This window comes from Paraburkholderia sp. J7 (assembly GCF_905220155.1).
Lineage (GTDB): Bacteria > Pseudomonadota > Gammaproteobacteria > Burkholderiales > Burkholderiaceae > Paraburkholderia.
Genome location: NZ_CAJMYZ010000012.1, coordinates 147806 through 169484, shown reverse-complemented (window position 1 = coordinate 169484; position 21679 = coordinate 147806). Strand labels below are relative to the sequence as shown.

The window sequence follows — 21679 nt, the reverse complement described above, 5'->3', positions numbered from 1 at the left end:
GGTGGTTGCCGGTGCTGCGGTGCTGCCTTGTGAAAGTGCGAGTTCTTCCTCCGCAATACCCGCTACGAGCACTGCGTTTGAATCCGTTCGGGAACGATCCGCTAGCCGATCGCCGGCACGCCGTACACGGCTTCGCTCTTGCTGGCCGCGCTCGCGGCATTGAGCCGTTGATACGACCGCCAGCGCGAAGGCGACATTTCCTTGAGCAGCAGGAACTGGCGGTTGAAATTCGAGAGGTTGTTGAAGCCCACCTGATAGCAGATGTCCGTGATATTCAGTTCACCTGACATCAGCAACTGGCACGCCAGATTAATGCGCAGCTGGTTCACGTAGCGCACGAACGACACGCCCGTATGACGGCGGAAGTAGCGCGAGAACGCGCTCACGCTCTGCCCGGCCAGTTCCGCCAGCTCCGTTTCGCGCAGTTCCTGCGAGAGATTCTTGCCGATGAAGGCCAGCACGTGGTTGATCCGCGTGCCTGCATAGCGGGCGGGATCGGCGCGGTACGCCTCGCTCGCGAGCGCCGCAGGTTCGTCGCTTTGTACGAGCAGGTCGAGCAAGTCGATAAAGAGCGTGACGCGGCGCATGCCTTGCGCACCCAGCATCTCGCGCAGGATCGGCTCGGCCGCCGCGCCCGTTTCCGGCGTGAACAGGAGCCCCCAGCGCGACGCATCGAGCAGCGGCTCCACGCGCCTGAATTCGGGAAACGCCTCGATCGCGCGCGCGATGAAATCCGCATCGAACTGGAGAACGAGGCAGCGTTCGTCCACCGGTTCGTCGTGCGGCACACTGCTCACCCAGTTGTGCGGCAGGTTCGGGCCGATCATCACGAGATTGCCGGGCGCGAAGCTGCCAATGAAATCGCCCACGAAATACTTGCCCGTGGTCGCGGTGATGAGGTGGATTTCGTACTCGGGATGGAAGTGCCAGCGCACCGTCCGATAGGGATAGCCGTGCGACCAGACCTTGAACGACTCGTCGCGCGGTACGGCGACCAGTTCGAGGTCAGGCTGGGAATGTGTGGCGCGTGGCGCACCTGCGCGCGCCGTGGCTGCCCCAAGGGTTTGCATCTCGACTCCTCCTGCACGGATCTTTTCTTGTTCTGCGACGGCTGCTCGCGCCTACGCTGCACCTGACTCAACTGCCGCGCCGCCATGACTGAAAAGTACCAGGTGCGGCACGTATCCACCACTGAAAATCAGACCGCAGACTGATACTTTCTTGCATTCGGGTTAGTCCTGGGCGCATTCCTGCGTGCCAGAAGTCAACTTTTGTGCATAGCAACAGTTTTCGTGAGCGAGCCCCGAGACACCTGGATCGCCGGGGAAACGGCAAATGTTGCCGACGACCGCTCAGCCACGCAGCCAAATAACGGTCAAAGCGGCCGCTGCCGGCCACCGACACGGCCAGCCGCGAAGCGTAGGCAGGGAAAGTCCCGATGCGAAATCGTTCTATGACATCGGAAACGGAAATTGACGGAACTAGCTCGATCGCTCGAGCGCGATGAGATGTTCGTTGCGCGGGCAACAGGTGCCATGGAAAGCGCAACGGTAACAGCATGAAGGGCCTGGATGGCCCTTCATGTTTCGTTGCAGCGACTAACGTTTGAAAATGACCTTCGTCGTGGCAGGATCGATCGGCGACGAAGAATGCTGGTGGAAGATCTTCCACCCCTCGCCCGTTTGTTTGAGCGTTGCGGTAATACGATTGTCCATCGAGCGTAATTCCTCGCCGTCCACCGTCACCGCTTTGTACGTCACGAAGGCGTGCAGCACAGCAAGGTCCTGTGACATGGCAGTCTGCGCTTCGCTGAATTCGACCACCACGCGCTCGGCGCCCAGCGATCCGAACCAGCCCTCCACCATGTTGCGCCAGGACGCAATGCCCTCGTACGTCCAGGCGCCCCACATGTCGAAAGCCAATATGTCCGGGGCGTATAGCGCAACGAATGCATCGACGTCTTTCGCATATACCGCGGCTTGATAGTCGTGCAAGACCTGCAGGATCGGATCGGCGGCTTTGTCCACTGTGTTGTCTCCCGAATCAGGTTGCGTTGGCGGATGAACGGCTGCTTATTAAAGCAACGTCTCTCGGCCCCTGTCCAGTGAAATTGCCTCGAATTTCCTTTCAGGTGAACGAAGGTTTAGCGGGCGCTCCTCCGAAACAATGCGTCGCTCGCGGCACGATCGCTATGCGCGGCAACCTTGCGCTGCGCACGCAGCAACAGATAGAAAGCGGCGCCGTGCGTAATCGCCAATAGCGGCACATAGATCACGGGAATCGCGTACGTCGCGCCCAGTTCTCCCGCATGCACGGGAACGCCGGCCTGGATAGCGTGGTAGTAGGCGAGAACCAGGTCCACCGCGCCCACGAGATTGAACGCCACGACGAAGAACCAGAAAACCGGACGTTTTCTTGCTGTGAGCAGCGCCAGCATGGCCAGCACGCCGGTGGCGAGGTCGCCATAGGCCGTAGGCACGGCGAAACTTGCGGGCAAGTCGGGACTCACGACGCCCGGCAGCACGAAAACCAGCCCGAAGAAGCGGAAGCTGTGCAGCGTGGCGATGGCGCGTTGCGCGTCGAAGGGGTCCATCGCCTTGAGCCTGGGCCAGATGTACACGGTGAAACAAAGAAGCCACGCGACATACCCGAGAACGAGATGCACACGGAAGATCGATTCCGGCGACATGTTGCCTCCTGCAAGGTGTTTTCCAACGTGTGGATGGAATGAAATGAGTTCACCCGGCGCGACGCCGGAACAACTGGCGCAGCGACAACGCGTGCAGCAAGATCGAACTGGGCACGACGAACGCGGGCGTCAGCACATAGGGATAGACGCCTGCGTTGAGGCTCGGCATATCCGGAGCGATCAACTGGAATCGGCCTGGCGCCGTGATCATCCCCAACGTCACCGCGACGGCGAAATCGGCGAGCCCGAAAACGTTCCAGGCGATGGCGGCCTTGCGCCCCTGCGCCGTGCCGCTCGCCACTGCGATGGCCGCGGGAACGGCGAACAGGCCGGTCAGCAAATCGCCCGTTCCCGCGGGCAACGCGTCGACGCCGGCCATCGCGCCGTGCAGCCACGCCGCGATCGCCCAGCTGCCGAACACGCGGTAGAACTGCAGCGCGATGAGCCAGGCGGCGGGCATCGCGTCGAGCACAAGCCCCACCCGCCTCGACAGCAGCAATAGCGGCGCGCCAGCGATCACCGGAAGGAAAATCGCCAACGGCAGCCACGGCAACGGCGGCGGTGAGGCGCTCAACCGAAATACGCCATGGATCGCCGCGCTCCAGACGACTGCAAACCAAAGCGCATGCGTACCGAGCATCGCCAGCCAGGTCGCGCGGCGCTGACGAAGCGTCAGGTCCGTACGTTCAAGGCCGAGCCACAAGCCGACCGCCATGAACAGCTGCGCGACAAGCTGGTGCGCCGTGGTTTGAAAGCCGCTACCGGGGATCACGGGCAACCAGTAAATCACCGCAATCCACAGGAGCGTGAACGGTGCGATCCAGCGCAGGCTGCGCCAGGCCGGGCGCGGTGGAGTCATGCCAACGGGAAAGGCGGGTGTGCTCATCAACGGTTCTCCAGATGAAGAGGGAGCTTCACGTTAGGTGTACCATCGTTTCCCGCGAGCGACTATTCATCACAATGTTGATGCGCCATGAAGCAGAACTTCACAGTCAGGCAGGGCGCGCTCGATGGCGTGGAGGCGTTCCTGAGCGTTGCCCGGCATCGCAGTTTTCGCAAGGCGGCGGCAGACCTCGGGGTGACGCCTTCGGCCATCAGCCAGGCGGTGCGTGTACTCGAAGAGCGCATTGGCGCGGCGCTTTTCGTGCGCACCACCCGCAGCGTCGGCCTGACCGAAGCCGGTGAACGGTTTCTTTCGCGCGCCAAGCCCGCCTTCGAGGAACTGGTCGCCGCAAGCGAAGTGGCGCGCGAACTCGGCCAGCGCCCCACGGGTTTATTGCGGCTTTCCGTGCCGCGCGCGGTCGTCCCGCTTCTGCTGGAACCCCTGCTCGCTTCGTTCTGCCAGGCTTATCCCGAGGTCGAGGTGGAAATCGCCGTGAGCAAGGAAGTGGTGGATCTCGCGGCGGAGGGCTTCGACGCCGGCATCCGGCTAGGCCAGCTCGTTGCCGCCGACATGGTGGCCGTGCCGCTCACGCCGCCGTTTCGCCTCGTTGTCGTCGGCAGCCCTACCTATTTTTCCGGAAGAAAAAGGCCTCGCCACACGGACGATCTGCGTCAGCACGCCTGCTTGCGCTGGCGCCGCTCCACCGGCGCGCTGGCCTCATGGTCGTTCGACGACAACGGCCACTCCCTGGAAATCGCTGTCTCCGGACCGCTGATCGCCAGCGATTTTCCGACCATGATGGGCGCGGCGCTGGAAGGCATAGGCCTCGCCCAGCTACCCGAGCCGATGGTTTCCGATGCAGTGAAAGCGGGAAAACTCGTGCGCGTGCTCGACGCCTACGCGCCAATGCTGCCGGGCGTGTTCCTCTGTTATCCCAGCCGCAGGCAGATCATGCCGAAGCTGCGCGCATTCATCGACCATGTAAAGAGCCGCAAGACGGGCGCGGGTCAAACCAAGGGCCGTTGAACCCGCCCGCGGCGCTTCAACATCAAGCCATGTTCTCCCATGCGCCCGACCGGGCCGAGCGGAACACCGCGTCGATCACGCGCATGTTCGCGCGCGCGTCTTCCAGTGGAATGGCCTGGGGCGTTCCACTCAAAATCGCCTCGGCGAAAACCGCCGCTGCCACGCCGTATTGATCGCACACCGGTAGCTCCAGCCAGCGATCCGCTTCCCCTTGCTTGCTCAGCAGCAGACGCGTGGGACGGTCATTCGGCGCATTGAACGGAATCTCGACTTCTATTCGCCCCGTGGTGCCATGAAACTGCATGCGCTGGTACGGGTAAACCTGAGTGGAGTAAAAGAAACTCGCTTGCACGCCGTCGAAATCCATCAGCACGGAGCCAAGGCGGTCCACCTCGAACGACGGGTCGCGCTCCATGAGCGCGACCACGCGTTTGGGCTCACGCCCGAGAATGAGGCGCGACGTCGTGATGGGATAACAACCGATATCCAGCAAGCCGCCGCCGCCCAGTTCGCTCTGGTTGCGAATGTCATGTGCGTTGGTGTTGTAGTAAGTAAAGCCGCCGGTCACCGCGCGCAATTCGCCAATTGCGCCTTCTTCGATCAACGCGCGCACCTTGAGCCACTGCGGATGCGTGCGCACCATGAAGGCTTCCTGGATATACCGGCCGCTCTTGTCGCGTGCGGCGATCAAACGTTCGGCTTGCTGCGCATCGAGTCCGATCGGCTTTTCGCATAACACGTGTTTGCCCGCCTCGACCGCCTTGATCGTCCACTCCACATGAAGGTGATTGGGCAACGGGATATACACCGCATCGATTTCAGGATCTGCCAGCAGCGCCTCGTAACTGTCGTATGCATGCGCGAGACCGTATTTCGCGGCGGCGGCCTGAGCCTTCTGAATTGAACGCGAAGCAATCGCTTTTACACGGCACTTCGGCGCGTGGTGGATGGGCACGACAACCTTGTCGTTGATCTTCGACGTACCCATGATGCCCCAGACGATTTCATCCTTTGCCATGACGTTCCCTTTGAATATGATTGTGTGATGCCTGCAATGGACTGAATACAACTCACTATCAAGAAAACCGCAAACCCGAACTGCAGCGTGCTCGACTGCGTGAGTTTACACCCGCGATAACCCTCTCCATTGCGCTCACCATCGGCGCGCGTAACAACTGACTACAACTGACGGCAAGTTGAAAGCGCAACGTCACGAGAGATTCGCCTTGCACCTCCACATTGCTCGGGCTGTGCACAGGTCCCTCGCAGTTCCCCACAACGCAATAGAAAAACGAGGTGAAATATGGAGAATACGACCCGGTGGTCGCGCTTAGGCGCAGTCGTTGGAGCGGGCGCCGTGGCGCTCGCAGGCATGCAATCAACGGCTTATGCAGGCGACATGAAGGACGTGAAACACGTCCTCCTCATCAGTTTCGACGGCCTGCACGAACAGGACGTGGCGCGTTGCATCGGCAGCAATGCCTGCCCCAACCTCGCGCTGCTCGCGAAGTCGGGCGTGACCTACACGAATGCGCACACGCCGCATCTGTCCGACTCGTTCCCGGGTCTCACGGCGCTGGTGACGGGCGGCTCGCCGAAGAGCGCGGGCCTCTTCTATGACGTGTCATATGACCGTACGCTCTACGCCCCGCTCGACTCGCAATGCAAGGGCGCGCAAGGCTGGAATGTCGTGTTCGACGAAACGACCGGCATCGACGGGGAAAACGGCGGCGCGCTGGTCCACCTCGACGGCGGCGGCGCGTTCAATCCGCAAGCCATTCCGTACGCGAAGGTCAACGGTGTTTGCACGCCCGTGTACCCGCACAACTACATCAAGACGAACACGGTTTTCGAAGTCATCAAGCAGAATATCCACGGCTCGCGCACCGCGTGGGCCGACAAGCATGCGTGGGGCTACGATTGGGTGAACGGTCCTTCGGGCAAGGGCGTGGACGATCTGGCGCGCACCGAGATCAATTCGATCGACCCGAAAACGGGCACGAATTATCTGGACACCTACACACATACCGAAGTCTTCGACAACTTCCACGTGCAGGCGCTGATCAACGAAATCGACGGCCTCGATTCGACGGGCAAGACGAGCGCGCCGGTGCCCACGATGTTCGGCACGAACTTCCAGACGCTCAGCGTCGCGCAGAAGTCGACTGTCGCAAACCACGGCGGGTATCTCGACGCCGACTTCACGCCAGGCCCGCAGGTCGCGGCCGCCATCACGTATCTGGACAACTCGCTTGGCCGCGTCGTGCAGGAGTTGAAGCAGCGCAACCTCTACGCGACTACGCTCATCATCGTGACGGCCAAGCACGGGCAGTCGCCGACCGATCACTCGAAGCTCGTGAAGAACGGCGACACGCTCACGAAGCTGCTCGAGGCCAACAACTATCTGGACTCGACCGGCAACTTCGGCCAGAACAATACGAAGTCGGGCAACCTGAACGACGGCACGGGCCTTTCGGGCACCGGCATGGTGCAGACCGACGACGTGGGCCTGATCTGGCTGCGCGATCAGAGCCAGAAGGACGCCGTGGTGAAGACACTGCAGGCCAACCTGAGCTGTAACGCGCCGGGCATTTGCGCCGACGGCCCGCAAGCGTACATCCTCACGGGCGACCGCCTTGCCGACTGGTTCGGCAATCCGTCGAACGGCCGCACGCCGGACATCATCGTGCAGCCGAATCCGGGCGTGATCTACACGTCGAGCACGGCGAAGGATGAGGAGCACGGCGGCAACGCGCCCGACGACAGCCATCTGGGTCTCGTGGTGTCGTTCCCCGGCATTCATCACGCCGGTCGCACGGACGACCACTACGTCTTCACGACCCAGGTCGCGCCGACGATCCTGAGCGCGCTCGACGTGGACCCGCATCTGCTGCACGCGGTTCAACTCGAGGGCACGCACCGCCTGCCGGGGCTGGGGCTTGACGAGAAGTAAGAAGAAGCAGTAAGGAGCGGCTGACTGCGGCGGTCATCGGAGTCTCGATGGCTGCCGCGTCAGCGGCCCGCTCAAACCGTTTGCAGCCCTTCGATATCGCAGATGCGGATCAGCTTGCCTTGCGCGTCGATGAGGCCACGCTTCTGGAAGCGCGACAAAATCCGGCTCACGGTTTCGAGCGTGATGCCGAGGTAGCTGCCCATGTCTTCGCGCGACATGCGCAGGCGGAACTCCGCCTGCGAATACCCGCGCTGCCAGTTGCGCGACGAGACGTCGAGCAGGAAAGCGGCCACGCGTTCTTCGGCGGTGAGCGAGCCCAGCACCATCATCTGCGAGGCTTCCTGATTGAACTGGTCGCCCATGAGCCGATGCAGCCGGTCCTGCATCGTGCCGCTTTCGCGGCACAAGGTCTTGAGCGCGGCGTAAGGAAGCGTGCAAATCGAACTGTCTTCGAGCGCGACCGCGCTGAAGGCATGCACGTCGGTGGCGATGCCGTCCAGACCCAGCGCGTCGCCCGCGAGACGCAGCCCCGTGATCTGCTCGCGACCGTCGCGGTTGACAATGAGCGTTTTGAGGGAGCCGGAACGCACGGCGTACAGGCTGTCGAAGCGATCGCCCGAGCGATAGAGCGCCTCACCGCGGCGCACCTTGCGCGCTCCGCAGATCAGGGCTTCGAGCCTCGGCAGGTCTTCGGCCGGCAGGCCTTGCGGCATGCAAAGATGGCGCATGGCGCACCCCGAGCAGCGCGCACTGGGCTGCGTTCCAGCTTGAGGAGCACGACTGCTTTGGCGCACGACGATAGCGGATCCTGCGACGGGTGACAGCATCGAACCACTCCTTCTTTAACATTTTTTAAGAGTTCGACGCATTGTCACACCATGCATGTGCGTCAATGTGGTGGCAAAATGCCGCGCACCAGAACCGCGGGCCTTTGAGCCTTGTCAGGCAACGGTTTCACGCGATATTGAGCAAGCGCAAGCGACCGAAAAGCAACACCTGCGGAACCCCGAATCACGTCCGGAAAATCGACACCGCCTGCGAAAGCCGGTGGGCTTGTCCTGAGAGCGAATCGGCGGCAGCAGCGGCTTCTTCCACGAGCGCGGCGTTCTGCTGCGTCACCTCGTCCATCTGCGTCACGGCGCGGCTGATCTGTTCGATGCCAAGGCGCTGCTCGGACGAGGCCTCGGAAATGCCCGCGATGATCCCGGTGACGTTCTCCACCGAGCGCACGATGCTGTCCATCGTCGCGCCAGCCGCGCGCACGCGCTCCGCCCCCTCGCGAACCTGCCCGACCGATGCGTCGATCAACACCTTGATTTCGCGCGCCGCGCTCGCGCTGCGCTGCGCAAGCGATCGTACTTCAGAGGCGACCACGGCGAAGCCGCGTCCCTCCTCGCCGGCGCGCGCCGCTTCCACGGCGGCGTTGAGCGCGAGAATGTTCGTCTGGAATGCAATGCCCTCGATCACGCCCGTGATCTCGACCATCTTCTCCGAAGAGGTCTGAATGGCCGACATCGTATTCACCACCGCCGCCACCGCTGCGCCGCCATCGGCCGCCGCCGTGCTGGCCGTGGAAACGAGCTGCCGGGCCTGGTTGGCGTTGGCCTCGTTGTTCTGCACCGTCGAGGTGAGCTGCTCCATGCTGGCCGCGGTTTGCTGCAGCGAGGCGGCCTGCTCTTCGGTGCGCGAAGAGAGGTCCGTATTGCCCGCGGCAATCTCGCCCGCGCCCGTGGTCACGGACTCCGCGCCCGCGCGGATCTCGCTGATCATCGTGACGAGGCTCGTTTGCATGCGCGCAATCGACGCCAGCAGGCTGCGTTCGTCGCCAGGCCGCAACGCGACGTTGCCGGTCAGGTCGCCCGTCGCGATACGGTGCGTGACAGCCACCGCGTAGTGTGGCTCGCCCCCGAGCGTGCCCACGAGATTGCGGATGATCTGCCACGACAGCACGCCGATACCCGCCACGGCCGCGATGATGAGCGCAATCAGCACGCGCCCGGTGCGCCAGAACGTGGCGTCGATATCGTCGAGAAAGAAGCCCGTTCCGATCCACCAGCCCCACGGCGCGAACTCGACGATGCCGTTCATCTTCGCCGTGAGCTGTCCCGTCGTGGGGTGTTTGGCCATCGTCATCATCACGGGAATGTGCTCGCGCGCGAGCATTTCGCGGTAGAGATCCGTGTCGGGGCGTCCGTCCGGCGCCTTGCCCACGTTGACCTTGCCGATCGAAGCCAGATTGCGGTGAACCAGCGTGGTGCCGTCGGGCAAACGCGCCCAGAAGTAGCTTCGGTCGGAATAGTTGAGCTGGTTGAGCGCCTGCCGCGTGGCCGCCTGCGCTTCTTCGCGGGTCAGTTTCCCGGCGACTTCCTGGTCGTGATAGAAGGTGGCGAGATGCTCCGCCATTTGCAGCAGATTCGTGATCTTGCCGCGCGTTTCGTCGAGCATTTCCCGCTTGAGGCTGACGAGCCCATAGCCGCCAATGGCGATCAACCCGATCAGCGCCGTGATGACCAGAAGAAGGAGTCGTGTGGAAATTCGCATGAAACGTTCGTACGCCTTATCAGTTTTATGTGCTGCGCGCGTCGTCGCTCGCGGCCAGCCCTGTCTCCGGGGCTAACGTGAACGTGCCATGACGCGTCGCCGATGCATCGCTGGCGCGATGCGAGCGCCAGTCTGTCTCTCTCCCCACCGATAACGGCGCAATGCGCGCCGTCTTGAGGGATGGAGCGCAATTTTTGTGTGACAAGCTTGCGCTGTCAAGCCTTGTTGCCTGACAAATTTCGCCAATCCGACAATTAGCTTTCACTTGACGCCGACTGGCTTGCGCATCGTGCCGTTTTCAGGCAAACGCAATGCCCGCCGCGCTTTGCGGCAAGCCATGGCTTGCGCGGCACTCAAAGGGCCACAACAAAACTCGCATGCATTCAGCGGATTTCCTGTACGGGAATACGCGATGCTCACTTGTGAACACAACGGCTCTGCCTGTGCTCGCACCTTGCACCAATGATGCGAATGCAGGCGCGGCAAACGAAGCGGACGACTACGGTGGAGGCAGCATGCAAGACAACGGCGCACCCGCGCTCAAGGTCGAGGAAGCGCTGATCACCGAGGCGCTGGTGAACCGCCCGAACCGCCTGCCCGACTTCCAGGGCGAGAGCCGCGCACTGGCTGCGCTCGCGCAGGAAATGGCGAGCAATCCATCAGGTGTACTGCAGATGCTTGCGGGACTCGCCCTCGCGCTTTGCCGCGCCGGGTCGGCTGGCGTGAGCGTGCCCGAGCGCGACGGCACCACCGCGCGGTTTCGCTGGCGCGCGCTGGCCGGCGAGTTGGCCGCGGACATGGACCGGATGCTCCCCGGCGACGACTGCCCCTGCGGCGTGACGCAGGGGCGCAACACCATGCTCCTGTTCGACCAGCCCGCGCGCTGCTTTGCCTCCTACCGCGCGATCGATCCGCCCATACGCGAAGCGCTGCACGTGCCGTGGCGCGTCAACGGCGCGGTGGTCGGCACGGTCTGGGCCGTCACACATAGTCAGGACAGACATTTCGACGCCGAGGACGCGCGCCTTCTGCAAAGCCTCGCCTCCTGCGCGAGCGCGGCGCACCAGTTGACCTGCGCGCTGACCGACGCGCAGGACGCGGGCCACAATCTCGCGCAGCAGGTCGCCGAACGTACCCGCACGCTGCAGAACATCAACACGAAGCTCCACCACGAAGCCGCGCAGCGCAAGCAGGTCGAAGACGCGCTGCGCGAGAGCGAAACACGCCTGCAGGCCGCCATTTCCATCGAAACCGTGGGGGTGCTGTTCTTCGACCTCGACGGCACCATGGCCGATGCCAACGGCGCATTCGAGCAAATGAGCGGCTACAGCCGCGAGGACTTGCGCGCCGCGACGCACTGGGACCGGCTCGTGCCGCTCGAATTTCTCGGTGTGACGACGCGTGCGATCACCGACCTCGCCACCACGGGACGCACACAGCCCTACGAGCGGCAGTTGATCCGCAAGGACGGCACGCGCTGGTGGGGCCTTTTCGCGCCCACCCGGCTTTCAGGCACGGGCATGGCCTCGAAGTGCGCCGAATTCGCGCTGGACATTACGGAACGCAAGCGCGTGGAAACCGAATGCGTGGACAGCGAGGAGCGCTTTCGCGCATTGGTGGAAGGCTATGCGCAGGCCGTTTGGGAAGCCGATGCGCACGGCCAGGCCGCTTCGGTTTCGCCGGGCTGGTCGGACTATACCGGCCAGTCCGGCAAAGAATGGCTCGGCGAAGGCTGGGCGAACGCCGTACATCCCGACGACCGCGCCTACGCGCTGCGCCAATGGAAGGACGCAATTGCGGCGCAACGCGTGGTGAACGCCGAATTCCGCCTGCACGTCGCCACGGGCGGCTGGAGATGGACGAACGTGCGCGCCGCGCCCATCTGGAATGCGGACGGCACCGTGCGCAAATGGGTGGGGATGAATATCGACGTGGACGATCGCCGCGTCGCCCAGGAAGCGCTGCGTGAAAGCGAGGCGCGCTTTCGCGCGCTAGCGGATGCGTCACCCGCGTTGATCTGGCAAATCGACCCGCAAGGCAACACGGTTTATGTGAACCAGCGCTATCTCGTGGCGATCGGCCTCACGCCTCTCCAGTTGCTTGAAACCGGCTGGCACACCACCATCCATCCGCGCGACCTGCCCGGCTTCCTGACGCGTGTACAGACCGCGCAGCATGATCATCGCGCGTTCCAGAGCCGCTTGCGCGTGAAGCTCAAGGACGCTGGCTGGCACTGGTTCGAAACCTGCTGTGCGCCATGGTTTTCCGCGAGCGGCGAGTTTCGCGGTCACGTCTGTGTTTCCATCGACGTGACCGAAGCGGTGAACGCCGAAGACGCGCTCAAGGAAGCCGACCGCCGCAAGGACGAATTCCTCGCGACACTCGCGCACGAGCTGCGCAATCCGCTCGCGCCCATTGCCAATGCGCTGCATCTTGTCCGGGGCAACCGGTTTCCGGCGGAGTCCGCCCCGGTACTCGACATGCTCGATCGACAGGTGCATCACATGGTGCGGCTGATCGACGATCTGATGGAAGTATCGCGCATCACGCGCGGCAAGATCGGCCTCGTGAAGGCGCCGGTCGCGCTCGCGGAAATCATCGACAACGCCATTGAAACAAGCCGTCCCGCCATCGATCAGGCACGCCACGCACTGAGCGTCACGCTGCCCGACACGCCGCTCGTTCTCGACGCCGATCGCGTGCGTCTCACGCAGGTCTTCGCGAACATGCTCAACAACGCGGCGCGCTACACGGACACGGGCGGCCAGATCCGGCTCTTTGCTGCGCGCGAAGGCGACAACGCAGTCGTCAAGCTAAGCGATACGGGCATTGGCATGTCTGCTGGGCAGATTGATCAGGTATTCGAAATGTTTGCGCAGGGCAGCCGCCCGGCGGAGCGCAACCAGGGCGGGCTGGGCATTGGTCTCACCATGGTGCGGCATCTGGTGCGCATGCACGGCGGCACGGTCGAGGCTGCGAGCGCGGGCCCCGGCAAAGGCAGCACGTTCACAGTGCGCCTGCCGCTCTCGCAGCAAACGAGCGCCGAGGCACAAGAAGCCCCCGCAGCCGTGCCGCGCGCCGCGAAGCCGCTCGCGGGCAAGCGCATTCTCGTGGTCGACGACAATCGCGACGCCGCCGATTCGCTCGCCATGGTGATTTCGGGCGAAGGCGCGCAGGTGCGCGTCGTGTACGACGGCGCCGCTGCACTTGGCGCGCTGGAGCAGTCGGTGCCGCATGCAATCGTGCTCGACATCGGCATGCCCGGCATGGACGGCTATGAAATCGCGCGGCAGATTCGTCAAAGCCCGCGCTATGCGGGCCTGCAGATCATCGCGCTAACGGGCTGGGGCCAGCACGCCGACCGGCTGCGCTCGCGCATGAGCGGCATCGACTCGCATCTCACGAAGCCTGTCGATTTCCACACGCTGATCGAGCTGCTGGTGGCGCGCTGAAGACCCCACCGCGCACGTTACACCCCGTTATTCCCCCCAAGCGTCCTCAAGCTCTTCCACTGCCCCTGCTGCACCTCGAAAAGCGTATAAGGCGGCTTGATGAGGTCGCCGTGCGGATCGAACGCAATATTGCCCGTCACGCCCACCACCGTTACCTTCGGGAAGCTCGCGACGATCTTCGCGCGGTCGAGCGAGTCGGCATCGCGAATCGCCTTGATCATGGCGAGCGCGGCGTCGTAGGCGAACGGCGCATACAGTTCGACGTCCTGATTGAATCGCGCCTTGTAGCGCTTCGCAAAAGCCTGTGCGGAAGGCAGCTTGTCGAGCGCCGGCCCCGGTTCGAGGTCCTGTGTGCCCTCGCCCGCCGGGCCCGCGATCTGCAGGAAGGCATTGCTCTTCAATGCGCCCGCACCGAACAGCCGCGCCGGCATGCCGAGCGTGCGCATCTGCTTGGCAAGCATCGCGCCTTGTTCATCGAGGCCGCCAAAGAAGATCACGTCGACGTTCTTCTGCTTGAGCGACGTGAGAATGGCGCGGAAGTCCACGGCTTTGTCGTTGGTGAACTCGCGGTCGACGATATTGCCGTTCGCCTCCTTCGCGCCCTTCTCGAACGCGTCGGCGAGCCCCTGGCCGAAGGCCGTGCGGTCGTCGATGATGCCGATACGCTTCGCCTTCAACTGCTCCACCGCGAACTTGCCCGCGATCACGCCGCCTATGCCGTCGTTGCCCATGGTGCGAAACACGTTCGCGTAGCCCTGCTGGGTCAGCGCCGGGTTGGTGGAGCCCGGCGTGATCATGGCGACGTTCGCGTTGTGATAAACGGCTGAAGCGGGAATGCTGCAGCCCGAGTTGTAGTGGCCGATCACGCCGACCACGCCGTCGTCCACGAGCTTTTGCGCCACCTGCACGGCCACGTGCGGGTCGGCCTGGTCGTCCTGCACGTCGAGCACGTACTTCACCGGTTTGCCCGCAATCACGGGGTGTTTGGCGTTCTCCTCGTCGATAGCGAGCTGCGCGCCGTACTGCAAGTCCTTGCCAACGCGCGCGACCGGGCCCGTGAGCGGACCCGCGAAACCGATCTTCACCACCTCGGGGTCGGCCGCCTGCGCGGGGCCGTGCAAGCCCATCAGCCCGAGGGCCATCGTTAGTACGAGAGTGCGGCGGTTCATGATGCTCATCCTCACAGGGAGATTGTTGCGGTGGGTGCTACCTGGTTATGGCTGGAAAGTACCTGTAAACACGGTTAAAAGCGGCGCGGACTATAAGGCGTGAGATCGAGGGGAGGCGCGCGTTGCGCAACGAGATCGGCAACCACGCTGCCCGTCACGCCGCCGAGCGTCACGCCCAGATGCTGATGCCCGAACGCGTAGATCACGCGCGGCGAGCGGCTCGACGCGCCCACCACGGGCAGCGCGTCGGGCAGGCTCGGCCTGAAGCCAAGCCAGTCGCTGTCCGGCTCCGGCAATCCGGGCAGCGCCTCCTGCGCGGAGCGCGTCAAAAGCCGCAGCAGGTCCGCGTTCTTGCCCGCGCCGTTGGCCGCCAGCTCGACCGTGCCCGCTGCGCGAATGCCGCCGTCCATCGGCGTCATGTAGAAGCCGCGTTCGGCCCAGCCGCACGGCCGCGAAATTCGGTTAGCAGTGCCAGGAAAGCGCACGTGATAGCCGCGCTCCACACCTAGCGGCAGCGCGTCGCCGCATTGGCGCGCGAGACGCCCTGAAAACGCGCCGGCGCACACAATGGCGTGTTCGGCGTCATGCGTCTCGCCCGCCGAATCGATCAGCTTCACCGCGTTTGCCGCAGGCGCCAGCGTCTCGACCGCCACGCGCCGATGCACGAGCCCGCGCAGCGACAACATCGCATGCAAGGCCTGAAGAAAGCCGCGCGGATCGCTCAAGAACCAGCTGCCCTTGAAGAGCGTGCCTTGAGCGAAGAGCGGCGCGAGGCCCGGCTCCAGTTGCGCGATTTCGCTGCGCGCGAGCGTGTCGAACGCCACGCCTAGCGAGCGCCGCAGTTCTAGCGCCGGCTGCGCCGCCTCGAACGACGCCGCGCTCGAATACAGGTAGAGGCATTCGCGTTCGCGCACGAAGGCCGCGAGCGTGTCGACGGCAAGCATTTCGCGGTAGCCGTCGAAAGCGCGCGAGAGCAGTTGCGCGAGCGCGCTCACGCTGCCTGCATAGCGGCGCGGCGTGGCGCTCAGCAGAAAGCGTGCGAGCCACGGCGTGAGCGTTGGCACGTCGCCCCAGCGAATGCGCAGCGGGCTCGTAGACGAAAACAGAAAGCGCGGGATGTTGCGGAACACGTCAGGGTTATTCACGGGAATGCACGCATAGTTCGCGAACGTGCCCGCGTTGCCATATGAGGCGCCCTCGCCCGGCCCCTGCGCGTCGTACAGCGTCACGCTGTGCCCGTCGCGCATGAGCCAGTAAGCGCACGACAGCCCCACGAACCCCGCGCCGATGACAGCCACTTGCGCCATTACTTCTTCCAGTTGGTTGCGGGCTCACGGAAATCTTCCACGTGAGTCCTCTTGCGCGTCAGCATGTAAGCCGCCGAGACCACCGCCACGCTCGCGAGGCTCGCCATGAGCTGGCCCGAGAGCGCGTGGTCGAAGCCCATCGCGCAGAGCACGCCGGCAATGGCCGCCACCACGGCCCACGAAAGCCACGGAAAGAGCCACATCTTGAACGTGAGCCGTTCGGGCTCGGTTGCCTCGAGGCGCCGGCGAATCACGATCTGCGAGACGGCGATGGAGAGATACACGAACAGCATCACCGCGCCCGATGCGCTGACGAGGTACAGGAACACGCCCTGCGGCGAAACGATCGCCGCCACGATGGCCACGTAGCCGACAACGCTGCTCGCGAGCACGGCCAGACGCGGCACGCGGCTCTTCGAGAGCGTGAGCAGCGCGCGCGGCGCGTCGCGGCGTTCGGCAAGCCGGAACACGATGCGTGAGGACACATAGAGCCCGGAGTTCAGCGCCGAGAGCACCGCCACCAGAACGATTGCATTCATGATGTCCGCAGCGCCCGGAATATGCATGGTTTCGAGCGCGGCCACGAACGGCGAGTAACCCACCTTGATGCTCGCCCACGGCACGATGCACGCAATCACGAAAAGCGAGCCGACATAGAAGGTGATCACGCGCAGGATGACCGAGCGGGTCATCGAGGCGACGTTGCGGCCCGGGTCGTCGGATTCGGCCGCGGCAATGGTCGCGATCTCCGCGCCGCCCACAGCGAAGATCACGGTCGGCACGCCCGCGAAGATCGACATCGCGCCGAACGGCATGAAGCCGTGGTCGCCGCTCAGGTTGTTCACGGTCTGGTGCCACGAACTGAACCCGAACAGATAGCTCGCGCCCACCACGATGAATACGATGATGGCCGCGACCTTGATCGACGCGAACCAGTACTCGAATTCTCCATACGATTTCACCGAGAGCAGGTTCACGACCGTCATGAACGAGAGCAGCACGAGCCCGATCACCCAGACCGGGGCGGGAATCCAGCGCTGCAGGATGCCCGCGCCCGCCACTGCCTCCACGGCCACCACGATCACCCAGAAATACCAGTAGAGCCAGCCGTTCGTGAAACCGGCCCAGTCGCCAAGACCAATGCGCGTGAACTCCGTGAACGAGCCCACGCCCGGATGCGCGAGCGCCATTTCGCCGAGCATGCGCATGACGAACAGCACGACGATGCCCGCCAGCAGGTAGCTCAGGCAGGCAGCGGGCCCCATCGCGTTGATGGTGGCGCTGCTGCCGACGAACAGCCCCGCGCCGATGATGCCGCCGAGCGAAATCATCGTGACGTGCCGCTTGCGCAGCGAATGGCCGAGGGGTGTGGATGTTGCGCCTGAAGCGGGTGTGGATTGCCGGGATGCCACGAGACTGTTCTCCTGTAATACAGTGCGTGTTGCGCCGAGCTGCTGGCCGAACAAAACCTTGGATCCATACTCACACAATAATTTTTTGTGTGCAATTAAAAAGACTTTGTGTGGAGACCAGGAATTTCCCTGGCGAATGGCCTCACGCCTCAGGGAACTCGCAGCTAAACGCTTGCCATATCTTGTGTTTTTGGGTTAAAGATGCAGCAGGGGCGCGGGTGATGTGCCTCAGTGCAGCGCGGTGATGTGGCAGACGATCGAGTTTTGTATGGAGCTACTACTTGCATGAAAGCCGACGATTACCAGACAAAAACGGATGAGAATATCCAGACAAAAGGTCGTCAAGCCACGTATCTGGAGGTCTCCCGCAATCTCGAGGAGCAGGTGCGCAGCGGTCAGTACCCGCCTGGCAGCCGCTTGCCGCCGCAGCGCGATCTGGCCGTGGAACTGGGCATCAACGTTTCCACTGTTTCGCGCGCCTACAAGGAGTTGCAGGCGCGCGGGCTGATCGTCGCGAGCAAGCGGCGCGGCTCGATCGTCACCGGCGGCGCCATGCCGGCCGTTGGCGCCGCGGCGCAGCGAAGCGCGGAGGCGAACGGCGCCGAAGCGAGCGGCGTGGTCGATCTCACCGTCAACCGCCCGGCGACCGGCGAATTCCTCACGCAACTCGCCCGCACGATGGCGCAGATCTCGCGCGACCCGCGCTTTGCGGAAACTCAGGAATATCAGCCGCCCCAGGGCGCGGAATGGGCGCGCGCGGCGGGCGCGCAATGGATCGCCGCGCCGGGCTTCACGCCCTCTCCCGATAATCTCGTCGTCACGAGCGGCGCGCAGCACGGCCTCTACGCGGTCTTGAGCAGCCTGATGGGACACGAAGGCGTGATCCTCTCCGACAAGCTGACCTATTACGGCCTGAAAGCGCTCGCACCCGTATTCCAGTTCGAACTGGTCGGTATCCCAAGCGATGCCGAAGGCCTCCTGCCCGATCAGCTCGAAGACGCCTGCCGCCGCATGCCCGTGAAGGCGATCTTCACCGTGCCTAACCTGCAGAACCCGAGCGTGGTGACGATGAGCCTCGAGCGTCGCCTCGCGCTCGTGGAGATCGCGCGCCGGCACCATGTGGCGATCATCGAGGACGATGTGTACGGGCCGTTGCTGCGCAAGCGCCTGCCGACCATCGCGAGCCTGTGCCCGGAACTGACCTTCCATGTGGCCTCTACGTCGAAGGTGCTCGCACCCGGGCTGCGCATCGGCTATCTGCACACGCCGCCGCATGGCGCGGCGCTCGCTGCCGAGGCCGTGCGCACGACCGCCTGGATGCCCGCGCCGCTCACCACGCTCATCACGACGCGCTGGATCGAGGACGGTACCGCGCACCTCATACTCGAAGCGCAGCGTGCGGAGCTGCAGGCACGGCAGGCGCTCGCGCTCGAAATCTTGCCGCGCGACCTGCTCAATAGCGACCCGGCGTGCATGTTCGTCTGGTTGCGCGTGCCGGCCCCGTGGCGCTCCGACGACTTCGCCGCCAACGCGCTGGCGCGCGGCGTGAACACCATGCCCGCCTCGGCGTTCGCCGTCGACCGCTCGACGCTCGAGCACGGCGTACGTATCAACCTCGCGTGTGCAACCTCGCGGGAGCAACTCGCGCGCGCGCTGAAGGTCCTCGCGCGCACGCTGCAGGACCGGCCGCGCGCGCTCTTCGGCACGATCTAACCCGCACTCGTAGTTCCCCCAATGCGCTAGCGCCGGTGGGCTCGCCTCTGGCGTGAGCCCGTCGACTATCCGCACGACCATCCGCAATTTCTGCCGCTGCGGGTGGTCTTGCTGCCGCCTGAATCGGTCGTATCGTCTGCGATGTTAGGCAACGACATTGCACGCCATCTGCCAGCTGGTGGACTTCACATCCATCTGCGGGGCGTTCGCGCACATTCGGCTGGCATGAAGCCAATCAGGTACTAGAATGCATGGGTGCAGTCGATGCAATGGCGGTCTGCTGAGCAGGAACGTTCGGCAGTTTTGATGTTTCGAGTTCGTCATTGGAGGCATGCTCATGACGTGCCTGAACGAAAAGATTGTCGGTGCAGCCTTTTTTATGCTGAGCGGTTATGCGTTCGCTCAGAGCACTGGCTTGAACGCTCCCGAAACCATGACGGTCGCCAATATCCCGTCCATGCCTATGGAAGTGATTCCAGCGCTGCCACCGGAACCCCAGGCGTACCTGCACCGGTACGAAATGGAATATCAGGCGAATCAGCCAAAGCCGTTTTACGCACAAGTCGAAAGTTTTTATAGCGCGCCGCTGGTACCGGAAAAATACCATTACGATTTCGTGAAGTCCGCGCCCGGAAGCAGTGACGGTGTGCAGCAAGCTGCGCGGCGTTCCGATTATCTGCAGATGGGCCCTTCTACGGCGCCCCAGATCTCGATTCTTCAGGTGCCGGACGGCACGCTGAACATCGGTGCGCAACCTCAACGCAGGCTCTCGCTGACCATGGACGAGTGGGTATTTTCCGCCACCGCGCGTGTCGCCATTCTTCATTCGCATAGCACGGGCGCAACGGTTACGGTTCGCCGCGGTTTCTGAACGCGCGTATTGAAATGATCCGGCGAATTGGGAAAGTCGCTTAAAACGGCGTAATCATCCCAACGCCGGATGAATCGTTAATCGCATCAATAATAGGCTCAACGTGCACATTTCAGGAACGGCGCATGCTGCAAGGCATCGCGTGCCGAACCTCGCCTTGCCCGATGAATCCTCCAGATACAACCGGGACGACCGATAAACCCGCCATCATCGAAACCACGTTGCCCGCACGCCTCGACCGCTTGCCGTGGGGGCGCTTTCACGTGCTCATCGTCGTGGCGCTGGGCGTCACCTGGCTGCTCGACGGTCTCGAAGTCACGCTGGCCGGAGCCGTAGCGAGTGCGCTAAAAACGAGCCCGGTGCTGCATCTGGACAACGCGCAGGTGGGACTCGCGGGCAGCGCGTATATCGCGGGCGCGGTGTGCGGCGCGCTCGGCTTCGGCTGGCTCACGGACCGGCTGGGGCGCCGCAAACTCTTCTTCATCACGCTCGCGGTGTATCTGCTCGCCACCGCCGCGACTGCGTTCTCGTGGAGCTTCGCGAGCTTCGTGGCTTTTCGCGCGATCACGGGCGCGGGCATCGGCGGCGAGTATGCGGCCATCAATTCTACGATTCAGGAATTCACGCCCGCGCGCGTACGCGGCTGGACCGACCTCAGCATCAATGGCACGTTCTGGGTCGGCGCGGGCATTGGCGCGGCGGGCTCGCTCGTGCTGCTCGACCCGCACCTGCTGCCCGCCGACTGGGGCTGGCGCGTGTGCTTCTTCATTGGCGCGGTGCTCGCGCTCATCATCTTGCCCATGCGCCGCTGGATTCCCGAAAGCCCGCGCTGGCTCCTCACGCATGGCGAGCACGACGAAGCAAAGCGGATCGTGAAGAACATCGAAACGCGCTTTCGCGACGCGGGCCATACGCTGAAAGATCCACCCAACGCCCCGCTGCGTTTGCATGCGCGCAGTCACACGCCGCTACGCGCGGTGTTCCACGCCATCTTCGTGCGGCACCGCCGTCGCGCGCTGGTGGCTCTTTCGCTCATGACGGCCCAGGCCTTCTTCTACAACGCCATTTTCTTTACTTACGCGCTCGTGCTCACGGAGTTCTATCACGTGCCGGGCGGCGACGTGGGCCTCTATCTGCTGCCGTTCGCGCTCGGCAACTTCCTTGGGCCGCTCGTGCTGGGGCGTTTGTTCGACGTGATCGGACGGCGCACGATGATCGCCGCGACCTATGCGCTCTCGGGCGTGCTGCTCACAGTGAGCGGGTGGCTCTTCGAGCAGGGCATGCTCACGGCGACGATGCAAACCGTCGCGTGGATGGTGATTTTCTTTTTCGCCTCGGCCGCCGCCAGTTCCGCCTATCTCACCGTGAGCGAATCGTTTCCGCTGGAGATTCGGGCGCTTGCGATCGCCGTGTTCTATGCGTTCGGCACGGCGCTGGGCGGCATCATCGGCCCGGCATTCTTCGGACGACTGATCGATACGCATCAGCGCAGCGAAGTGTTCACGGGCTATGTGGTGGGATCGGCACTCATGCTAGGCGCGGCGCTCGTCGCTGCGATCTGGGGCGTGGACGCGGAGCGCAAATCGCTCGAGCATGTGGCCGCGCCGCTTTCGGCGGTGGGAGAGGAGTGAGTCGATCAACCGTTGGCACCGATTCGGTCGGC

General features: G+C 63.6%; 16 protein-coding genes. 6 read left to right on the top strand and 10 right to left on the bottom strand.

Features of this window, described 5'->3' with window-relative positions:
• Positions 1-101 precede the first annotated feature (101 nt).
• From U5A58_RS20750 to U5A58_RS20735, 4 genes are all read right to left on the bottom strand, one after another.
• Positions 102-1070 (bottom strand): AraC family transcriptional regulator, encoded by a 969-nt coding sequence (locus U5A58_RS20750; RefSeq protein ID WP_321948983.1) that lies wholly within the window; start codon positions 1068-1070, stop codon positions 102-104.
• A gap of 528 nt (positions 1071-1598) precedes the next feature.
• The gene (locus U5A58_RS20745; protein ID WP_321948982.1) at positions 1599-2027 is read right to left on the bottom strand and encodes a YybH family protein; all 429 of its coding nucleotides are present in this window, start codon (positions 2025-2027) and stop codon (positions 1599-1601) included.
• A 116-nt stretch (positions 2028-2143) separates the two neighbouring features.
• Positions 2144-2689, bottom strand: coding sequence for a hypothetical protein (locus tag U5A58_RS20740; protein ID WP_321962840.1), 546 nt, complete (start codon positions 2687-2689; stop codon positions 2144-2146).
• Positions 2690-2738: 49 nt separating this feature from the next.
• A complete protein-coding gene (locus tag U5A58_RS20735) occupies positions 2739-3575 on the bottom strand; it encodes an MFS transporter (protein WP_321962839.1) in 837 nt (278 codons plus the stop codon).
• 87 nt (positions 3576-3662) lie between these two features.
• Between U5A58_RS20735 and U5A58_RS20730 the strand changes: the two genes are divergently transcribed.
• Positions 3663-4598, top strand: coding sequence for a LysR family transcriptional regulator (locus U5A58_RS20730; protein WP_321962838.1), 936 nt, complete (start codon positions 3663-3665; stop codon positions 4596-4598).
• Positions 4599-4620: 22 nt separating this feature from the next.
• Here the strand turns inward: U5A58_RS20730 and U5A58_RS20725 are convergent, their stop codons facing one another.
• Positions 4621-5616, bottom strand: a complete 996-nt coding sequence (locus U5A58_RS20725) for a Gfo/Idh/MocA family oxidoreductase (protein WP_321962837.1) — start codon at positions 5614-5616, stop codon at positions 4621-4623.
• Positions 5617-5901: 285 nt separating this feature from the next.
• On the opposite strand from U5A58_RS20725, the gene U5A58_RS20720 reads away from it, so the two are divergent.
• Complete coding sequence (locus tag U5A58_RS20720; protein ID WP_321962836.1) at positions 5902-7551, top strand: alkaline phosphatase family protein; 1650 nt, start codon at positions 5902-5904, stop codon at positions 7549-7551.
• A gap of 71 nt (positions 7552-7622) precedes the next feature.
• On the opposite strand, the gene U5A58_RS20715 is transcribed toward U5A58_RS20720, so the two are convergent.
• Positions 7623-8378: a helix-turn-helix domain-containing protein gene (locus tag U5A58_RS20715; protein WP_415766074.1), complete on the bottom strand. Its 756-nt coding sequence runs from the start codon at positions 8376-8378 to the stop codon at positions 7623-7625.
• Between the two features lie 184 nt (positions 8379-8562).
• Positions 8563-10092: a methyl-accepting chemotaxis protein gene (locus U5A58_RS20710; protein ID WP_321962835.1), complete on the bottom strand. Its 1530-nt coding sequence runs from the start codon at positions 10090-10092 to the stop codon at positions 8563-8565.
• A 515-nt stretch (positions 10093-10607) separates the two neighbouring features.
• Between U5A58_RS20710 and U5A58_RS20705 the strand changes: the two genes are divergently transcribed.
• Positions 10608-13544, top strand: a complete 2937-nt coding sequence (locus U5A58_RS20705) for a PAS domain S-box protein (RefSeq protein ID WP_321962834.1) — start codon at positions 10608-10610, stop codon at positions 13542-13544.
• A gap of 17 nt (positions 13545-13561) precedes the next feature.
• On the opposite strand, the gene U5A58_RS20700 is transcribed toward U5A58_RS20705, so the two are convergent.
• The 3 genes from U5A58_RS20700 to U5A58_RS20690 all read right to left on the bottom strand — a co-directional run bounded on the left by U5A58_RS20700 (position 13562) and on the right by U5A58_RS20690 (position 17351).
• Positions 13562-14713, bottom strand: coding sequence for a branched-chain amino acid ABC transporter substrate-binding protein (locus U5A58_RS20700; RefSeq protein WP_321914939.1), 1152 nt, complete (start codon positions 14711-14713; stop codon positions 13562-13564).
• A gap of 74 nt (positions 14714-14787) precedes the next feature.
• On the bottom strand, positions 14788-16020 hold the full coding sequence (locus U5A58_RS20695) for an FAD-binding oxidoreductase (RefSeq protein WP_321962833.1): 1233 nt from the start codon (positions 16018-16020) through the stop codon (positions 14788-14790).
• Complete coding sequence (locus U5A58_RS20690) at positions 16020-17351, bottom strand: amino acid permease (RefSeq protein WP_321962917.1); 1332 nt, start codon at positions 17349-17351, stop codon at positions 16020-16022. The genes U5A58_RS20695 and U5A58_RS20690 overlap by 1 nt, the downstream gene beginning before the upstream one ends.
• 366 nt (positions 17352-17717) lie before the next feature.
• On the opposite strand from U5A58_RS20690, the gene U5A58_RS20685 reads away from it, so the two are divergent.
• From U5A58_RS20685 to U5A58_RS20675, 3 genes are all read left to right on the top strand, one after another.
• Positions 17718-19145: a PLP-dependent aminotransferase family protein gene (locus U5A58_RS20685; RefSeq protein ID WP_321939117.1), complete on the top strand. Its 1428-nt coding sequence runs from the start codon at positions 17718-17720 to the stop codon at positions 19143-19145.
• Positions 19146-19482: 337 nt separating this feature from the next.
• Positions 19483-20016, top strand: a complete 534-nt coding sequence (locus U5A58_RS20680) for a hypothetical protein (protein ID WP_321962832.1) — start codon at positions 19483-19485, stop codon at positions 20014-20016.
• A gap of 164 nt (positions 20017-20180) precedes the next feature.
• Positions 20181-21647 carry an MFS transporter gene (locus U5A58_RS20675; RefSeq protein ID WP_321962916.1) on the top strand — a complete coding sequence of 489 codons (1467 nt, stop codon included), beginning with the start codon at positions 20181-20183 and terminating at the stop codon, positions 21645-21647.
• Positions 21648-21679: the final 32 nt, after the last annotated feature.

Bases quoted from the DNA above. Each gene is read 5' to 3' on its own strand.
- U5A58_RS20750 (WP_321948983.1), bottom strand. From the start codon at position 1,070: ATGCAAACCCTTGGGGCAGCCACGGCGCGCGCAGGTGCGCCACGCGCC.
- U5A58_RS20740 (WP_321962840.1), bottom strand. From the start codon at position 2,689: ATGTCGCCGGAATCGATCTTCCGTGTGCATCTCGTTCTCGGGTATGTC.
- U5A58_RS20735 (WP_321962839.1), bottom strand. From the start codon at position 3,575: ATGAGCACACCCGCCTTTCCCGTTGGCATGACTCCACCGCGCCCGGCC.
- U5A58_RS20730 (WP_321962838.1), top strand. From the start codon at position 3,663: ATGAAGCAGAACTTCACAGTCAGGCAGGGCGCGCTCGATGGCGTGGAG.
- U5A58_RS20725 (WP_321962837.1), bottom strand. From the start codon at position 5,616: ATGGCAAAGGATGAAATCGTCTGGGGCATCATGGGTACGTCGAAGATC.
- U5A58_RS20720 (WP_321962836.1), top strand. From the start codon at position 5,902: ATGGAGAATACGACCCGGTGGTCGCGCTTAGGCGCAGTCGTTGGAGCG.
- U5A58_RS20715 (WP_415766074.1), bottom strand. From the start codon at position 8,378: ATGCTGTCACCCGTCGCAGGATCCGCTATCGTCGTGCGCCAAAGCAGT.
- U5A58_RS20710 (WP_321962835.1), bottom strand. From the start codon at position 10,092: ATGCGAATTTCCACACGACTCCTTCTTCTGGTCATCACGGCGCTGATC.
- U5A58_RS20705 (WP_321962834.1), top strand. From the start codon at position 10,608: ATGCAAGACAACGGCGCACCCGCGCTCAAGGTCGAGGAAGCGCTGATC.
- U5A58_RS20700 (WP_321914939.1), bottom strand. From the start codon at position 14,713: ATGAACCGCCGCACTCTCGTACTAACGATGGCCCTCGGGCTGATGGGC.
- U5A58_RS20695 (WP_321962833.1), bottom strand. From the start codon at position 16,020: ATGGCGCAAGTGGCTGTCATCGGCGCGGGGTTCGTGGGGCTGTCGTGC.
- U5A58_RS20690 (WP_321962917.1), bottom strand. From the start codon at position 17,351: ATGATTTCGCTCGGCGGCATCATCGGCGCGGGGCTGTTCGTCGGCAGC.
- U5A58_RS20685 (WP_321939117.1), top strand. From the start codon at position 17,718: ATGAAAGCCGACGATTACCAGACAAAAACGGATGAGAATATCCAGACA.
- U5A58_RS20680 (WP_321962832.1), top strand. From the start codon at position 19,483: ATGACGTGCCTGAACGAAAAGATTGTCGGTGCAGCCTTTTTTATGCTG.
- U5A58_RS20675 (WP_321962916.1), top strand. From the start codon at position 20,181: ATGAATCCTCCAGATACAACCGGGACGACCGATAAACCCGCCATCATC.